The organism is Micromonospora sp. WMMD975, from assembly GCF_029581215.1.
Lineage (GTDB): Bacteria > Actinomycetota > Actinomycetes > Mycobacteriales > Micromonosporaceae > Micromonospora.
This window is the reverse complement of sequence record NZ_CP120739.1, coordinates 666,813-681,566: the sequence shown is the minus strand read 5'-3', so window position 1 is coordinate 681,566 and position 14,754 is coordinate 666,813. Positions and strand designations below refer to the sequence as shown.

At 74.8% G+C, this 14,754-nt stretch carries 15 protein-coding genes; 6 read left to right on the top strand and 9 right to left on the bottom strand.

Annotated elements, in window-relative coordinates; all coding sequences use genetic code 11:
* Nucleotides 1-155: 155 nt before the first annotated feature.
* Together O7613_RS03110 and dtd are read left to right on the top strand one after the other, a co-directional pair.
* The gene (locus O7613_RS03110) at nucleotides 156-1,640 is read left to right on the top strand and encodes a methyltransferase (RefSeq protein WP_282291965.1); all 1,485 of its coding nucleotides are present in this window, start codon (nucleotides 156-158) and stop codon (nucleotides 1,638-1,640) included.
* Entirely contained in the window at nucleotides 1,640-2,062 is a 423-nt protein-coding gene (gene dtd / locus O7613_RS03105) for a D-aminoacyl-tRNA deacylase (RefSeq protein ID WP_281584289.1), read from the top strand. The genes O7613_RS03110 and dtd overlap by 1 nt, the downstream gene beginning before the upstream one ends.
* On the opposite strand, the gene O7613_RS03100 is transcribed toward dtd, so the two are convergent.
* A complete protein-coding gene (locus O7613_RS03100) occupies nucleotides 2,059-2,847 on the bottom strand; it encodes a sporulation protein (protein WP_282291963.1) in 789 nt (262 codons plus the stop codon). The genes dtd and O7613_RS03100 overlap by 4 nt on opposite strands.
* Before the next feature lie 222 nt (nucleotides 2,848-3,069).
* Between O7613_RS03100 and sigB the strand changes: the two genes are divergently transcribed.
* Nucleotides 3,070-4,056: an RNA polymerase sigma factor SigB gene (gene sigB, locus O7613_RS03095; RefSeq protein WP_282291961.1), complete on the top strand. Its 987-nt coding sequence runs from the start codon at nucleotides 3,070-3,072 to the stop codon at nucleotides 4,054-4,056.
* Between the two features lie 97 nt (nucleotides 4,057-4,153).
* On the opposite strand, the gene O7613_RS03090 is transcribed toward sigB, so the two are convergent.
* The 3 genes from O7613_RS03090 to O7613_RS03080 are packed head-to-tail and all read right to left on the bottom strand — an operon-like array spanning nucleotide 4,154 to nucleotide 8,818.
* Complete coding sequence (locus O7613_RS03090) at nucleotides 4,154-6,688, bottom strand: bifunctional GNAT family N-acetyltransferase/acetate--CoA ligase family protein (RefSeq protein ID WP_282291959.1); 2,535 nt, start codon at nucleotides 6,686-6,688, stop codon at nucleotides 4,154-4,156.
* Between the two features lie 25 nt (nucleotides 6,689-6,713).
* Nucleotides 6,714-7,895 carry an acetoin utilization protein AcuC gene (locus tag O7613_RS03085; protein ID WP_281584293.1) on the bottom strand — a complete coding sequence of 394 codons (1,182 nt, stop codon included), beginning with the start codon at nucleotides 7,893-7,895 and terminating at the stop codon, nucleotides 6,714-6,716.
* A gap of 47 nt (nucleotides 7,896-7,942) precedes the next feature.
* Nucleotides 7,943-8,818 carry a sulfurtransferase gene (locus O7613_RS03080; protein ID WP_282291958.1) on the bottom strand — a complete coding sequence of 292 codons (876 nt, stop codon included), beginning with the start codon at nucleotides 8,816-8,818 and terminating at the stop codon, nucleotides 7,943-7,945.
* Nucleotides 8,819-8,900: 82 nt separating this feature from the next.
* Between O7613_RS03080 and O7613_RS03075 the strand changes: the two genes are divergently transcribed.
* Entirely contained in the window at nucleotides 8,901-9,599 is a 699-nt protein-coding gene (locus O7613_RS03075) for a metal-dependent transcriptional regulator (RefSeq protein ID WP_281584295.1), read from the top strand.
* 34 nt (nucleotides 9,600-9,633) lie between these two features.
* Here O7613_RS03075 and O7613_RS03070 read toward each other — a convergent pair whose 3' ends face one another.
* Nucleotides 9,634-10,182, bottom strand: a complete 549-nt coding sequence (locus tag O7613_RS03070; RefSeq protein ID WP_281584296.1) for a hypothetical protein — start codon at nucleotides 10,180-10,182, stop codon at nucleotides 9,634-9,636.
* A gap of 86 nt (nucleotides 10,183-10,268) precedes the next feature.
* Entirely contained in the window at nucleotides 10,269-10,757 is a 489-nt protein-coding gene (locus O7613_RS03065) for a helix-turn-helix domain-containing protein (RefSeq protein WP_282291956.1), read from the bottom strand.
* A 75-nt stretch (nucleotides 10,758-10,832) separates the two neighbouring features.
* Here O7613_RS03065 and O7613_RS03060 point away from each other — a divergent pair, with 75 nt between their 5' ends.
* Nucleotides 10,833-11,420: a dihydrofolate reductase family protein gene (locus O7613_RS03060; RefSeq protein ID WP_282291954.1), complete on the top strand. Its 588-nt coding sequence runs from the start codon at nucleotides 10,833-10,835 to the stop codon at nucleotides 11,418-11,420.
* Nucleotides 11,414-12,226 (top strand): MBL fold metallo-hydrolase, encoded by an 813-nt coding sequence (locus tag O7613_RS03055; RefSeq protein WP_282291952.1) that lies wholly within the window; start codon nucleotides 11,414-11,416, stop codon nucleotides 12,224-12,226. Before O7613_RS03060 ends, O7613_RS03055 begins: the two co-directional genes overlap by 7 nt.
* Here O7613_RS03055 and O7613_RS03050 read toward each other — a convergent pair.
* The 3 genes from O7613_RS03050 to O7613_RS03040 all read right to left on the bottom strand — a co-directional run bounded on the left by O7613_RS03050 (nucleotide 12,223) and on the right by O7613_RS03040 (nucleotide 14,663).
* Nucleotides 12,223-12,453, bottom strand: a complete 231-nt coding sequence (locus O7613_RS03050; RefSeq protein WP_281584300.1) for a DUF5522 domain-containing protein — start codon at nucleotides 12,451-12,453, stop codon at nucleotides 12,223-12,225. The two genes, O7613_RS03055 and O7613_RS03050, sit on opposite strands and share 4 nt — an antisense overlap.
* A gap of 120 nt (nucleotides 12,454-12,573) precedes the next feature.
* Nucleotides 12,574-13,215, bottom strand: a complete 642-nt coding sequence (locus O7613_RS03045) for a class I SAM-dependent methyltransferase (protein ID WP_282291949.1) — start codon at nucleotides 13,213-13,215, stop codon at nucleotides 12,574-12,576.
* Between the two features lie 11 nt (nucleotides 13,216-13,226).
* Entirely contained in the window at nucleotides 13,227-14,663 is a 1,437-nt protein-coding gene (locus O7613_RS03040) for an alpha/beta hydrolase (RefSeq protein ID WP_281584302.1), read from the bottom strand.
* Between the last annotated feature and the right edge of the window lie 91 nt (nucleotides 14,664-14,754).

Genomic DNA, 14,754 nt, shown 5'->3' with positions numbered 1-14,754 from the left:
TTCGTGGCCGGCGGTCCACCCATCGACAGATGTTGACGGGAATGCTAACCACACATCGATGTCCGTGAAAGAGATAGTTGCCGGGTAATACCGTCCGTGAACCGGATCCGGCGGGTGCGCGCCGCGCCGGGCCGCGGGCGGGGCAGGATGGCCCCGTGGACCGTCACGACATGCTGCTCTCCCCCGCCGGGGTCGACGCGCTGCGCACCGCGCTGACGCAGGCCCGCTTCACCGCCAACGGCATCGCCGGGCGGCTCGGCTCGCAGGCCACCGGCGGGGTCGCCCGCAACGACCACCGCGCCGCCCTGCGCGCCACCGAGGACCGCGACCGGCTGGCCACGCTGATCCGGGTGTTCATCTGCGACCAGACCGAGCCCGAGCCGGTGGTGGCCGCGGCGCTGGCCCCGCTGACCGTGGCGGAGGCGCTCGCCGGGGGCATCGTCGAGCGGCACGGCGACGGCCTGCGGGCCGGCGTGGACCTGGAGCCGTACGGCGACGACTGGTGGGTGCTCGCCGACGTCCCGGCCAGCGCCCGGCCCGGCCGACCGTTGCACGCCGAGCACGTGCTCGGCATCGGCGGGGCCACCCAGACGCTTATCGGCGCCGCCGTGCGCCGCCCGGTGGAGACCGCGCTCGACCTCGGCACCGGCTCCGGCGTGCAGGCGCTGCACCTGGGCACCCACGCCCGCCGGGTCACCGCCACCGACGTCTCCGAGCGGGCGCTGCGCTTCGCCGCCACCACCGCCGCGCTCAACGGGCAGGACTGGGAACTGCTCCGCGGCGACCTGGTCGCCCCGGTGGCCGGGCGCCGCTTCGACCTGGTGGTCAGCAACCCGCCGTTCGTGGTCGGCCCCGGCACCACCACGCACGTCTACCGCGACTCCGGGCGGGTCGGCGACGCGATCGGCGCCGAGTTGGCCGCCGCAGCCCCGCACCTGCTCACCGACGGCGGCACCATGCAGTACCTGGCGAACTGGGTGCACGTCACAGGCGAGGACTGGGGCGAGCGGGTCGCCGGCTGGTTCGCCGGCACCGGCCTGGACGCCTGGGTCATCCAGCGCGAGGTGGCCGACCCGATGGCGTACGTGAACCTGTGGCTGACCGACGTCGGGGAGAGCGCCGACCCGCAGCGGATGGAGGCGTGGCTGGACTGGTTCGACGCGCACAAGGTGGAGGCGATCGGGTTCGGCATCGTGTCGCTGCGCCGGGCCGGCCACGAACAGCCGATCATCCGGGTCGAGGACCTGCGCCAGCGGGTGGAACCGCCGCTCGGCGACCGGATCGGCGAATGGTTCGACAGGCAGGACTGGCTGCGCGCCCGGGGCGCCGACGGGCTGCTCGCCGCCCGCTACCGCGCCGCCGACGGGCTCCAGCTACGCCAGGAGGCCACCATGGGCGACGACGGCTGGGCGGTGGACCGGCAGGTCCTCGCCATGCCGCGCGGGCTGCGCTGGTCCGAGGAGATCGACCCGCTGGTGCTCGCCCTGGTCGGCGGCGCCGACGGCCGGCTGCCGCTGCGCGACCAGCTCGCCCTGCTCGCCGCCGCGCACGACGTGACCCCGGACGAGCTGGCCGAGGCGGCCGGCCCGATCGTGGCCCACCTGGTCGAACGCGGCCTCGTCGAGCCGGTGGTCGACTGATGCGGGCGCTTGTGCAGACCGTCGGCCGGGCCGCCGTCACGGTCGACGGGGCGGTGGTCGGCGAGATCGCCGACGGGCTGCTGGTGCTGCTCGGCGTCACCCACACCGACACCCCGCAGGTGGCCGCCACCATGGCCCGCAAGCTGCACGAGCTGCGCATCCTCGACGACGAGCGCAGCGCCGCCGACACCGGCGCGCCGCTGCTGGTGGTCAGCCAGTTCACGCTCTACGGCGACGCCCGTAAGGGCCGGCGACCGAGCTGGACCGCAGCCGCTCCCGCGCCGGTCGCCGAGCCCCTGGTGGAGGCCGTGGTGCAGGAGCTGCGCGCCCGCGGCGCGAAGGTGGAGACCGGCCGTTTCCGCACCCACATGCTCGTGGAGAGCGTCAACGTCGGCCCCCGTACCCTCCTGCTGGATCTCTAGAAGAACACGCCGCGGCGGGACAGCGACTGGCGCAGCCAACCGTCGAGCTGGGCGGCCCAGTCGGTACGGTCCGCCGTGGCGTGGTCCACCGTGAACCGGCCGAACGCGTCCCGGCCCTCGGTGAACAGGCCACCCCGCTTGTCCAGCTCCAGCACCACGTGCACCTGCCGCGGATCGGTGACGAAGGTGACCTCCAACTGGTTCATGGCGCCGGCGTACTGCGGTGCCGGATAGAACTCGATCTCCTGGTAGAACGGCAACTGCTGGTGTACGCCGTGGATGTGGCCCCGCTCGACGTCGGCGCGCGCGAACCGGAAGCCCAGCCGCAGCAGCGCCTCCAGCAGCCGCTCCTGGGCCGGCAGCGGGTGCACCGCCACCGCGTCCAGGTCACCGGAGTCCACCGCCCGGGCCACCTCCAGCTCGGTGCGCAGGCCCATCGTCATGCCGTGCAGGTGCTGGCCGTACAGGTCGGTGAGCGGGGTCTCCCAGGGCACCTGGAAGCGGAACGGCACGTCGTACCGCTGCCCCTGCGCCAGCCGGAACGCGCCGGTCACCTGGACCCGGCCGAACTCCTGGTTGGTGTGGTACTCCGAGTCGCCGCTCTCCACCTCGACCCGGGTCATCAGGCCGAGCGAGACCCAGCTCACATCCACCGGGTGGTCGCCGCCGACCACCTGGATCCGGCCCTCCAGTTGCCCACCGGGGCGGCAGTTCGGGTTGGCCAGCACCGTCTCCACCGACGGTCCGCCCACACCCATCGCCTGCATCAACCGCTTGAGGACCACCACGTTCTCCGATCGCCGTTTCCGTCCGCGGCCCCACCGGGCCGGTCGCTGGCACGGTAAGCGGGCCGGACAAACGACAACGGGAAATCCGCGCGGATTCGTGTCGGGTCCCCGATCGCCTCACCCCCGTCTCACGCCCCGACCGCCAAGCTGTTTGTCACCGGCCCACCGCGTCGTCGACACGGGGCCGGGACGGCACGTAGGACACGGGGAGAGACAGAGATGACGCAGCAGATGATCGAGCACCAGGACTTGGACGTCACCCTCACCGACCTCGACGCCACCGACGAGCGCGGCGTCTCCACCGACCTGGTCCGGGCGTACCTCAACGGCATCGGCCGCACCAAGCTGCTCACCGCGGCGCAGGAGGTCGAGCTGAGCAAGCGGATCGAGGCCGGCCTCTTCGCCGAGGAGAAGCTCTCCGCCTGCACTCCGGTCTCCGCCGAGTTGCGCGCCGACCTGACGCTGATCGCGGCCGAGGGACGCGCCGCCAAGGACCACCTGCTGGAGGCGAACCTGCGGCTCGTGGTGAGCATCGCCAAGCGCTACACCGGGCGGGGCATGGCCTTCCTCGACCTGATCCAGGAGGGCAACCTCGGCCTCATCCGCGCCGTCGAGAAGTTCGACTACACCAAGGGCTACAAGTTCTCCACGTACGCCACCTGGTGGATCCGCCAGGCCATCACCCGCGCCATGGCCGACCAGGCCCGCACCATCCGCATCCCGGTGCACATGGTCGAGCAGGTCAACCGGATGGTCCGGGTCCGCCGCGAGCTGTCGGTGACGCTGGGCCGCGAGCCCACCGTCGGCGAGGTCGCCCGGGCGCTTGAGATCCCCGAATACCAGGTGATCGAGCTGATCTCGTACGACCGGGAGCCGGTCAGCCTCGACCAGGCGGTCGGCGAGGACGGGGAGAGCGCGCTCGGGGACTTCGTCGCCGCGGTGGACCCGCGTACCGAGCCCGGCGACGCCGCCTCCAACGGCGAGCTGCGCAACGAGGTGCGCATCGTGCTGGCCACCCTCTCCCAGCGGGAGCAGGCGGTGATCCGGCTGCGTTTCGGCCTCGACGACGGCCGTCAGCGCACCCTCGACGAGGTGGGCCGCGAGTTCGGGCTGTCCCGTGAGCGGATCCGGCAGATCGAGAAGATCACGCTGCTCAAGCTGCGCGACCCGGAGCGGGCCAACCGCCTGGAGGCGTACGCCTGCTGACCCGCTGCCCCCGATCCGGCCCCGGCGTCTCGCCGGGGCCGGATCGTGTTAAGCGGGGGCCCTTCCTATACCGGAGGCGTTAAAAGGGGCCCCCGCCTTACAAGCGGCGGGGGCCGGTGTCGGGGCGTGGGGAAGCCGCGCCGGCGCCGACGGTGGCGTGCAGCACCGAGACGCCGTCCGGGCGGGCCAGCACCGGGTTGAGCGTCAGCGACCGCACCCGGGGCTGCTCGTCGGCCAACCGACCCACCCGCATCAACAGGTCGACGAGCGCCGCCCGATCGACCGGCGCGGCGCCCCGGTGCCCCCGCAGCAGCGGCGCGGCGCGCGGCTCGTCGACCAGCTCGGCCGCGTCCCGGTCGGTCAACGGCACCGCCCGCCACGCCCGGTCGCCGAGCAGCTCGGTCGCCACCCCACCCAGCCCGAACCCGACCACCGGCCCGAACGCCGGATCCTCCACCAGCTCCACCACGCACGCCACCCCGGGCGCGACCATCGGCTGGACCAGCACCTCCGCCCCGAACACCGGGGCCACCTCCGCGTACGCGCGGCGCAGCGCGGCGGCGTCGGCCAGGTCGAGCCGGACCGCGCCCAGATCGAGCCGGTGCCGCAGCCCCGGGGCCGCCGCCTTCAGCGCCACCGGCCAGCCGAGCCGCTCCCCCGCCGCCACCGCCTCGTCGGCCGAGCCGGCCGGCACCGACTCCACCACGTCGATCCCGTACGCGCCCAGCAGCGCCGCCGGATCCGCCCCGTCCGGGCCGAGCGCCGCCTGCCCCGCCGACCGGTCCACGCCGGCCAGCTCGGGCAGCGCCCCTGGCGGCCGGCGCAGCCAGTCCGCGTACCGGGTGACCCGGGCCAGCGCCCGCACCGCCTCCTCCACGCTCGGATACGCCGGCACCCCGGCCGGCACCCGACCGGCGAGGAACGTCGCCACCACCGGCTTGCCGGCGGCCGGCAGCGCCGCCGCGAAATCCGCCTCCGAATCGGTGAGCTGGCCGGGCAGCGGCGGGGCGAAGACCGCCACCACGGCGTCCACCCGCTCGTCGGCCGCCGCGGCGGCAAGCGCGGCGGCGTACGCGGCGGCCCCGGCGCTCGGCCCCACGTCGTGCGGGTAGCCGTCCGCCACCACCAGCCCCTGGGCGGCGCACGCGGTCGCGGCCAGCCCGGTCAACGCCGACGAGTTGCCCACCACGGCGGCCCGCCGCCCCGCCGGCAGCGGCTGGTGCGCCAGCAGCACCCCCACGTCGAGCAGCTCGGCCACGGTGTCCACCCGGATCACCCCGGACTGGGCGAACAACGCGCTGACCGCGGCGGCGTCGAGCGCCGGCGCGTCGCCCACGCCCGGTGGCCGGGCCAGCGACGCCAGCGCCACCACCGGCTTGTCCCGGCCGATCCGGCGGGCCAACCGGGCGAACTTGCGCGGGTTGCCGAACGTCTCCAGATAGAGCGTGATCACGTCGGTGCCCGGGTCGTCCTGCCAGTACTGCAACAGGTCGTTGCCGGACACGTCGGCCCGGTTGCCGGCCGACACGAAGCTGGACAGCCCGAGCCCGCGCCGGGACGCCTCGGCCAGCAACGCCACCCCGAACGCGCCGGACTGGCTGAACACGCCGACCCGGCCCGCCGCCGGCAGCACCGGGGCGAGCGTGGCGTTGAGGCGTACCGCCGGGTCGGTGTTGGCGACGCCGAGGCAGTTGGGGCCGACCACCCGCATGCCGGCCAGGTGCGCGGCCCGCACCAGCGCCCGCTGCGCCGCCGCGCCGGCCGGACCGGACTCGGCGAACCCGGCCGACACCACCACCAGCCCGTGCGCGCCGGCCCGGGCCGCGTCCTGGACCACCTCGGTCACCGCCTCCGGCGCGACCGCCACCACGGCCAGGTCCACGTCCTGGCCGGCGTCGACCGCCGACGGGTACGCCGGCAGCCCGGCCACGGTCGCCGCGCTCGGATGCACCGGCACGACCGCGCCGCCGAACCCGCCGTCGCGCAGGTGCCCGAGCAGCGCCGCGCCGACGCCCTGGCCGGTGGTGCTGGCCCCATAGACGGCGACGCCGCGCGGCGCGAGCAGCCGGGCGATCGACCGCGCCTCGGTGCGGTGCTCCCGGCCCCGCTGCACCTCGAGCGTCGCCTCGGTCGCCGCGATCGGGAAGCTCAGGTGCACCACACCGTCGGCGTACTGGCGCTGGACCTGGTAACCGAAGTCGCCGAAGACCCGCAGCATCGTCCCGTTGGCCGGCAACACCTCGGCGACGAAGTGCGCGATCCCGTGCCGGCCGGCCGCGTCCGCCAGGTGCTCCAGCAGCACCGAGCCGATGCCCCGGCCCTGGTAGGCGTCCTCCACCACGAACGCCACCTCGGCCTCCGGCGAGGCCGGACCGAGCCGCTCGTACCGGCCGACGGCCACGATCCGCTCGCCGGCCAGCACCACGAACGCCTCCCGGTCGCGGTGGTCCACGGTGACGAACCGCTTCAGGTCCCGCTCCGGGATCCGCGGGTACGGCGAGAAGTAGCGCAGGTAACGGGTGCGCTCGGAGAACCGGGCGTGCATCGCCACGATCGCCGTCGCGTCGTCGGCGCGGATCTGCCGCAACTGCACCGTCGTGCCGTCGCTGAGCAGCACGTCCACCGTCGTCACCGGTCGGTCCTCCCCCACCGCCGGCTCAGTCGCGCGGATCGTGCGGGTCGAGCCCGAGCAGCGGGAAGACGGCCCGGCGGGTCGCCGCGACCGCCCGGTCCACCGCGTTCGGCTCGCCGCTGGGCTGCCACGGCTGAAATTCCGGGTCCACGTCGTCGGTCATCCGCAGCGGAACCTGGTGCCCCGGCCGCCGCCGCCCGGCCAGCTCCCGCCAGCCCGGCGGGGTGAGCGCGGCCGGGTCGAGCGGCTCGCCGGTGGCCACCGCCAGCAGATGCGTCCACGCCCGGGGCACCACCTCGACGAGCGCGTACCCGCCGCCACCGGTGGCCACCCAGCGGCCGTCGCACAACTCGTCGGCGAGCGCCCGCAACGCCCGGTAGGTGGCCCGCTGCCCGTCCACCGACAGGTGCAGGTCGGCCAGCGGGTCGGCGCGGTGCCCGTCCGCCCCGCACTGGGTGACGAGCACCTGCGGCCGGAAGGCGCGCAGCACCGACGGCACCACCGCGTGGAACGCCCGCTGCCAGCCGGCGTCACCGACCCCCGGCGGCAGTGGCAGGTTCACCGCGGTGCCCTCCGCGCCCGGCCCGCCGGTCTCGTCCGGGAACCCGGTGCCGGGAAAGAGCGCCAGCGGGGTCTCGTGCAGGCTGACCGTGAGCACCCGTGGATCCCGGTAGAAGACCTCCTGCACCCCGTCGCCGTGGTGCACGTCCACGTCCACGTACGCGATCCGCTCCGCGCCCAGGTCGAGCAGGCGGGCGATGGCCACCGCCGGGTCGTTGTAGACGCAGAAACCGGACGCCCGGGCCGGCATGGCGTGGTGCAGGCCGCCGGCCACGTTCACCGCGCGCCGGGCCTCGCCCCGCCACACCGCCTCGGCGGCGGCCACGCTCGCGCCGACGATCAACGCGCTGGACTCGTGCATCCCGTCGAAGACCGGATTGTCCGAGGTGCCCAGCCCGAAGCCGGCGAAGAGCGGGTCACGCGGCGCGGTCCGGACCGCGGCCAGGTAGGCCGGGTCGTGCACCCGGGTCAGCAGCGCGTCGTCGGCCGGCTCCGGCTTGACCAGGCGCACCCCGGGCCGGTCGAACACGCCCAGCTCCCGGGCCAGCGCCATGGTCAGCTCGACCCGGACCGGGTCGAGGGGATGGTCGCCCATGTCGTAGGCGAGGAGAGACTCGTCCCACACCACCACCGTGTCGTCGGCCATGCGGCCATCGTCGCACGTAAGCCGGGAGGCGCCGATGAGCCGCGCGCTCACTGTCCGGCGGCGCCACCGGTCGCCACCGGACGGTCCGGGTCGGCCACCCACTCGCTCCACGAGCCGACGTACAGGGCGGCGTCCGGGCGGCCGGCCAGGTGCAGCGCCAGGACCGCCTGCGCGGCGGTCACCCCGGAGCCGCAGTACGCCCCGACCGGCGCGTCCCCGGCCACCCCGGCCGCGCCGAAGCGCTCCCGCAGCGCCTCGGCGGCGGGGAACCGCCCCTGCGTCACGTACCCCGGGGCGGGCAGGTTGACCGCGCCCGGGACGTGCCCGGCGACCGGGTCGACCGGCTCGGTCTCGCCCCGGTAGCGCGGGGCGGCCCGCACGTCCAGCAGCACCCCGGCGTCGGCGGCGGCGAGCCGGGCGGCCCCGGCGGCGTCGAGCACCGGAAGCGCGCCCGGCGTGACCGTCACGTCGCCGGGCACGGGCTCGGGCGTCGCGGTGTCCACCGGCAGGCCGGCGGCCGTCCATGCCGGCCACCCGCCGTGCAGCACCCGCACCGCCCGGTGACCGGCCCAGCGCAGCGTCCACCAGGCCCGCGCGGCGGACATGCCGTCGCCGCCGTCGTACACCACCACGGGGTGACCGGCGCGGACGCCGGCGGCCCGCAGCGCGGCCTGCAACGACGCCGGGTCGGGCAGCGGGTGCCGACCGGCGGCGCCGGGCGGGCCGCACAGCTCGGTGTCCAGGTCGACGAAGACCGCGCCGGGCAGGTGGCCGGCGGCGTAGTCGTCGCGGCCGGGTGGCCCGGCGAGCCGCCAGCGGACGTCGAGCAGCACGGGCGGGTCGGCCCGGTCCAACTCGGCGGCGAGCCGGTCCGGCTCGACAAGCAGCTCTACGGTTGCGGACGTCGGTACAGGCTCGGCCACCCTGCCCCTCCCCGTCGTGGTGTTGGCAGCTCACGGCAACTTCGTGAGACACTGGAGATTCCGGTTCGTTCCTCGCTTACGGGTGATAAAGATAAACGCTCACTCACTGGTCGATACGACCGAGATGTACCTGCGCACCATCCTCGAGTTGGAGGAGGAGGGTGTGCCGCCGCTGCGTGCCCGCATCGCCGAGCGGCTGCGGCAGAGCGGGCCCACCGTCAGTCAGACCGTCGCCCGGATGGAGCGGGACGGCCTGCTCACCGTCGAGGGCGACCGGCACCTGACCCTCACCCCGCTGGGCCGCAACTCCGCGGTGTCGGTGATGCGCAAGCACCGGCTGGCCGAGCTGCTGCTGGTCAACGTGATCGGGATGCCCTACGAGGAGGCCCACGAGGAGGCCTGCCGCTGGGAGCACGTGATGAGCGACGCGGTGGAGAAGCGGGTCTACGACCTGCTCAACCGCCCGTCCCGCTCGCCGTACGGCAACCCGATCCCGGGTCTGGAGGAGCTGGGCGACCCGGGTCAGCCCGCGGCCGAGACGGTCGAGGGCGAGCGCAACCTGGCCTTCCCCGGCCTGTCCGGGCCGGTGGTGGTGCGGCGGATCTGTGAGAGCGTGCAGACCGACTCGGACGTGCTCCGGCAGCTGCACGCGGCGGGCGTCGACCCGGGCGCGACGGTCACCGTGGCGCAGGAGCGCGACGGGGTGTCCATCGACCGCTCCGGCGACCGGGTGCGGCTGCCCCGCGAGGTGGCCTCCCGGGTCTTCGTCGCGGCTCGCTGACGTCGCGGCCCGCTGATCGGGCCCACCGGCCGCCTCAGAGCTGGCCGGTGTCGATCACCTGGGCCAGCGCGACAAGCTTTCCGGTCGCCTTCTCGACCTCGGCCGTGGCGGTGCCCTCCGGGCTGGTCCAGCGGAGGCTGGCGAGCCGATCCCCGGCGGCCAGCCAACCCACCTCGGCGACCGGACCGGCCGTCTTGGTCTTCGGCGCCGTCCGCCGGTAGGCGATCCTGCCGAGCTTGGCCACCTTCACCGCCCCGCGCGGCTGCACGTCGGCGGTGAACGTCGCCGCGTCGATCGAGGTGTCGGTCACGGCGAGTGTCAGTTCCGGCAGCGCCGCGTCCCGGGCGCGGACCACGCAGGTGTGCGTGTCGCCGCGTTCGGTGGCGGCGGCCACGTCGAACGCGCCGCCGGTGTGCTCGGCGATCACCGCGAAGTCGAGCAGCCGGCACGCACCACCGGAGGAGGCGGCGACGGCCGGGGCGGCCGGCGGCGGGGGCGCCGGCACGGCCACCGGGGAGGCGTCGTCGGCGCAGCCGGTGGCGAGCAGGACGGCCGAGGTGGCCAGCCAGGTTCGGGCGCGCACGGGGAGACCTCCGCGATCGGCGGCGGGGCCGGCCCGCCGGAGTTCCGTCGGACACCGTACGGCCCGTCCGGCGGGGACGGAAGCCCTCAGGTCCCCTCCCGCGCGGCTTCATGGGCGGCGGTCAGGCGTTCGAGCGGGCTCGGGCCGTCGTGGTGCCGCGGTGGGGCGTCGAGGTGGCGTACCCGGAGTTCGTCCATGAGTTCCGCGACGAACGCCGGGCCGGCGTCCCGCATGAGCCGCTGCCGGGTCCGGAGTTCCTCGGTGCCGGGGCGCCAGTCGAGGCCCCAGTTGCCGAGCGCGTAGAGGACGGGCACGGTCTGGATGCCGGCTTCGGTGAGGCTGTAACGGGCGCGTTGCCCCCGCGCCGCGGTGCCACGGGTGAGGATGCCCGCCTCGACGAGTCGGACGAGACGGTCGGCGAGGATGTTCGACGCGATGCCCTCGATCGACCCGGTGAGCAGGGCCCGGAAGTAGCGGCGGTCGCCGAAGATGACGTCGCGGAGCACGAGCAGCGCCCATCGGTCTCCGAGCACCTCGACGGCCGCGTTGATCGGACACCCGGACCGTGGTTTCACGACGCCTCCTTGACAGCGACCCTCACCCCCACAATAGTGATTGCAGATTGCAATCACTAGAGGGAGGAGGGGTTGATGGGCCGCTTCCTGTACTGGATGAACGTGTCCCTCGACCTGCGGATCGAGCAGGTCCCCGGCGACGACGGCGCGGGCGAGTGGCTGCGCATCGACGAGGAGCTGCACCGGGAGTTCAACGCGCGGGCGGGCAAGCTCGCCGGCATGGTCCAGGGCCGGGTGATCTACGAGACGATGGAGGAATACTGGCCACGGGCGCGCGCGGACACGTCGCTGCCGGACGTCATGCGCGAGTACGGCGAGATCTGGACCTCCGCCCCCAAGGTGCTCGTCTCCCGCACCCGCGCGACCGCCGACCACGGCACCCGGGTCATCGGCGGGGACGACGCGATCGAGCAGTTGGCCGTGCTGCGGGCGGAGACCGACGGCACCCTCGGGGTGGGCGGGGCGACGCTCGCCACGCAACTGCTCCGGGCCGGCCTGCTCGACGAGTTGCTGCTCTTCACCCACCCGGCGATCCTGGGCTTCGGCCGTCCGCTGTTCGACGACTGGGACCGGCCGGTCGACCTCGACCTGATCGAGCAGCGTTCCTTCCCGCAGGGCGTCACCATGCACCACTACGCCATCCGCGGCGCGAACCCGTGCTGAGCGAGGTCGCCGACGGCGTGCTGGTGCACCGGAGCGAATTCCTCCAGACCAACACCACAGTCGTGCGGGGCCGCGCCGGCGTGCTGCTCGTCGACCCCGGGTTGCAGGACCACGAACTCGCCTGCCTCGCGGACGACCTGTCCGCCTCGGGCCGGACCGTCGTGGCGGGCTTCTCCACGCATCCGGACTGGGACCACCTGCTCTGGCACGCGCGCCTCGGCGACGCGCCCCGGTACGGCACGGCCCGCTGCGTGGCCACGGTCCGGGAGCAGCTGTCCGAACCGGACATCAAGGCGCAGATCACCGAGCACCTGGCCGAGACGGAGATCGCCGGGCGCGTCCCGCTGGACGGGTACGGCCTGCTCACCGCCCTGCCCGCCGGGGCGACGCGGATTCCGTGGGACGGCCCCGAGGCCCGGATCATCGAGCACCGGGCGCATGCGCCCGGCCACGCGGCGCTGTTCGTCGCGGAGTGCGGGGTCCTCGTCGCCGGCGACATGCTCTCCGACGTCCTGGTCCCGATGCTCGACCCGGACGCCGCCGACCCGATCGGGGACTACCTCGCGGCGTTGCGGCTGCTGGAGGGCGTGGCGGCCGACGTCGACGTGGTCATCCCCGGCCACGGGTCGGTCGGCGATGCCGGTCAGGCGTACGAACGGATCGAGCGGGACCGGGCGTACGTGCTCGCCCTGCGCGACGGCCGCGAGCCCGACGACAGGCGGATCGGCCCGTCGGCCGCGCCCGGCTGGGAGTGGGTGGACGACCTGCACCGCGGGCAGGTCCAGCGCCTGGCCGCCGCACGTTAGGCCACGTACGGGCAGTGCCGGCAGCCGCGCCCGCAGCACGTGCCACGCCGGGCCAGGAACCCGGCGCTGAGCACGAACAGCCCGGTCTCCGGGTCGAGGTAGCCGGCCTCCCCGGCGGCCAGCGCGGCGGCGTGCGCGGCCAGGATCCGGGCCCGCCCCTGATGCTCCGGCGGCAGCCGCGACGGGTGCGGCTCGGTCAGCGGCCGGTCCGCCAGCTCATCCCCCACCGCTGAAGTGTAAGGAGGGGCCCCCGCTTAACGTTTTCTGCATAGGCGGGGCCCCCGCTTAACCGCGGCGAACGCCGGTCTCCGGGCGTCGGCGCGGGGCTTCGGCACGGACGGGAAGGATCAGCCGACCGGACGTTGGGCCAGCAGGAACGCCTGGGGCTGACGCTCGGCGCCGACCGGCTCGCGGACCAGGGTGGCCCGCACCGGCAGCCCGGCGGCGGTGAGCTGCCCGGCCAGCCGCTCCGGCGGCAGCCAGTGCACGTCGAAGGCGACGGCGTGCCCGTACGCCTGCTCCCGCCGGTCGAGCCGGTCACCGGCCTTTACGGCGAGCAGCAGGTGGCCGCCCGGCGCGAGCACCCGGCGGAAGCCGGCGAACACCTCGGGCAGCAGCTCCGGCGGCAGGTGGATGACCGAGTACCAGGAGACCAGCCCGGCCAGCGACGCGTCCGGCGCGGTCAGCTCCGACATCGAGCCGACGTCGAGGCGCAGCTCCGGATGGGCTCGGCGGGCCACCGCCACCATGCCCGGCGAGAGGTCCACGCCGGCGATGTCGAGGCCGAGGCGACGCAGGTGGGCGGTGACGCGACCGGTGCCGGAACCGACCTCCAACACCGGCCGGCCCGGCCCGACCGTCTCGGCGAACGCGGTGAGCACGGCCCGGTCCAGCGGTGGCTCCACCACCTCCGGCAACAGCCGCGCGTAGTCGACAGCCACGGTGTCGTAGGCGGTGCGGGTCTCGGTGAGCCAGCTCGGTTCGGTCACGCCGGACCACTCTAGGGTGGGCCCCCGTCGGAGCGGATCCGCTCCAGGTACGTCACGAACTCGGCGGGCCGCTCGAACAGCGACCGGTGCCCGGCGCGCGGGATCACCAGGTGGTCCTTGCGCGGGGCCTGAAGTTGGGCGTACCACTGGTCGAACAGGCGCAGCCGGCCCGGCACCTCCTGCGCGCCGTCGACGAACCGGGCCGGCACGGCGAGCTGTCGCACGTCGCGCCGGAAGTCGAGATCCTGCAACCGGGGGTAGAGCACGTCCCAGCCGTCGAGGAAGCCGAACACGTGCACCTTCTCCAGTGGACTGTATTCCGGCACGCCCAGGTTGCCGACGGTCCCGGTCTCGTCCTCGCCCGCGCCGGCCCGGTCGACCGGGAACGCACCGGCCTCGTTGGTGAGCAACGCCTCGTACGCCCACACGTCGCGGTAGGGCGGCGGGCCCTGGGCGGCCATCCGGTCGGCGAGCGCCGTCCGGCCGGTGCGGCGGGCCCAGGCGACGGTGTCGGCGTACTGGCTGCGGTCGGCCTCACGCAGGCTGACCACCTGCCCGACGCCCACGTAGGAGGCGAACAGCTCGGGGTGCCGTTGCACGGCGAGCAGGCCCACGGTGGTGCCGCCGGAATGGGCGACCAGGTGGATCCGATCGCGGCCGAACCGCTCCCGCAGGTGGCGGGCGACCGCGACCAGGTCGTCGACCTCGTCGTCGAGCCGCCAGTCGGCGGGGGCGCGGAACGCCGACCAGGAGTGCGGGGCGCCGGCCCGGTCCCAGACCGCGACCACGAAGTGCCGTTCCAGGGCGGACAGGTGACGGCGGACCGCGCCGATCTCCGAACCGCCGGGCGGTCCGGGCACCACCAGCAGCACGGGCGCGCTCATGTCCGTACCCCGGATCAGCAGGCCCAGCTCGCGCCCACCGGAGTCGACGGTGTCGAACCGGGCGATCCCGCCGGGGATCGGGTCGGTGCGGCCCGGCACCGCCGCACCCACGCTGACCAGCACGAGCAGCGCGGCGAGCAGGCCGATGCCCACCCGGCCCGACCACCGGGGCACCGGCCGGCGCGGGGGCACGCCGTCGAGGCGGCGGGCAAGGCCGGCGCCGTACGCGGCGCCGACGAGCATCGGCAGCAACGCGAGCAGCCCGTGTACGCCCCGGCCGGCGAGCAGCGCCGCGACGCCGAGACCGGTGAGGTGGGGACGGTCGACGGTGGGCCCGCGCAGGCGGAGCCGGACCAGCTCGACGGCGAGCGCGAAGAACACCGGCCCGACGAGCATGGCCCAGCGGGAGCGGCTCGACCAGCCGGCGACCAGCCCGACGGCGAGGCTCACCGCGACGGAGGCGAGCGCCGTGCCGACCGTGCCGGGGCCGCGCGGGGTCCACCAGCCGGCCAGCACGCCCCAGAGCAGCGGCAGCGCCGCCGCGAGGAGACTCCGAACCCGCATCTCGACCTCCTTCCACCGAGACCGTCCACCTTATCCGCGACAGCCACGCGGGGTGGTCCCCCCGGCACGAAGAGTGCGGACGTCTACGGGT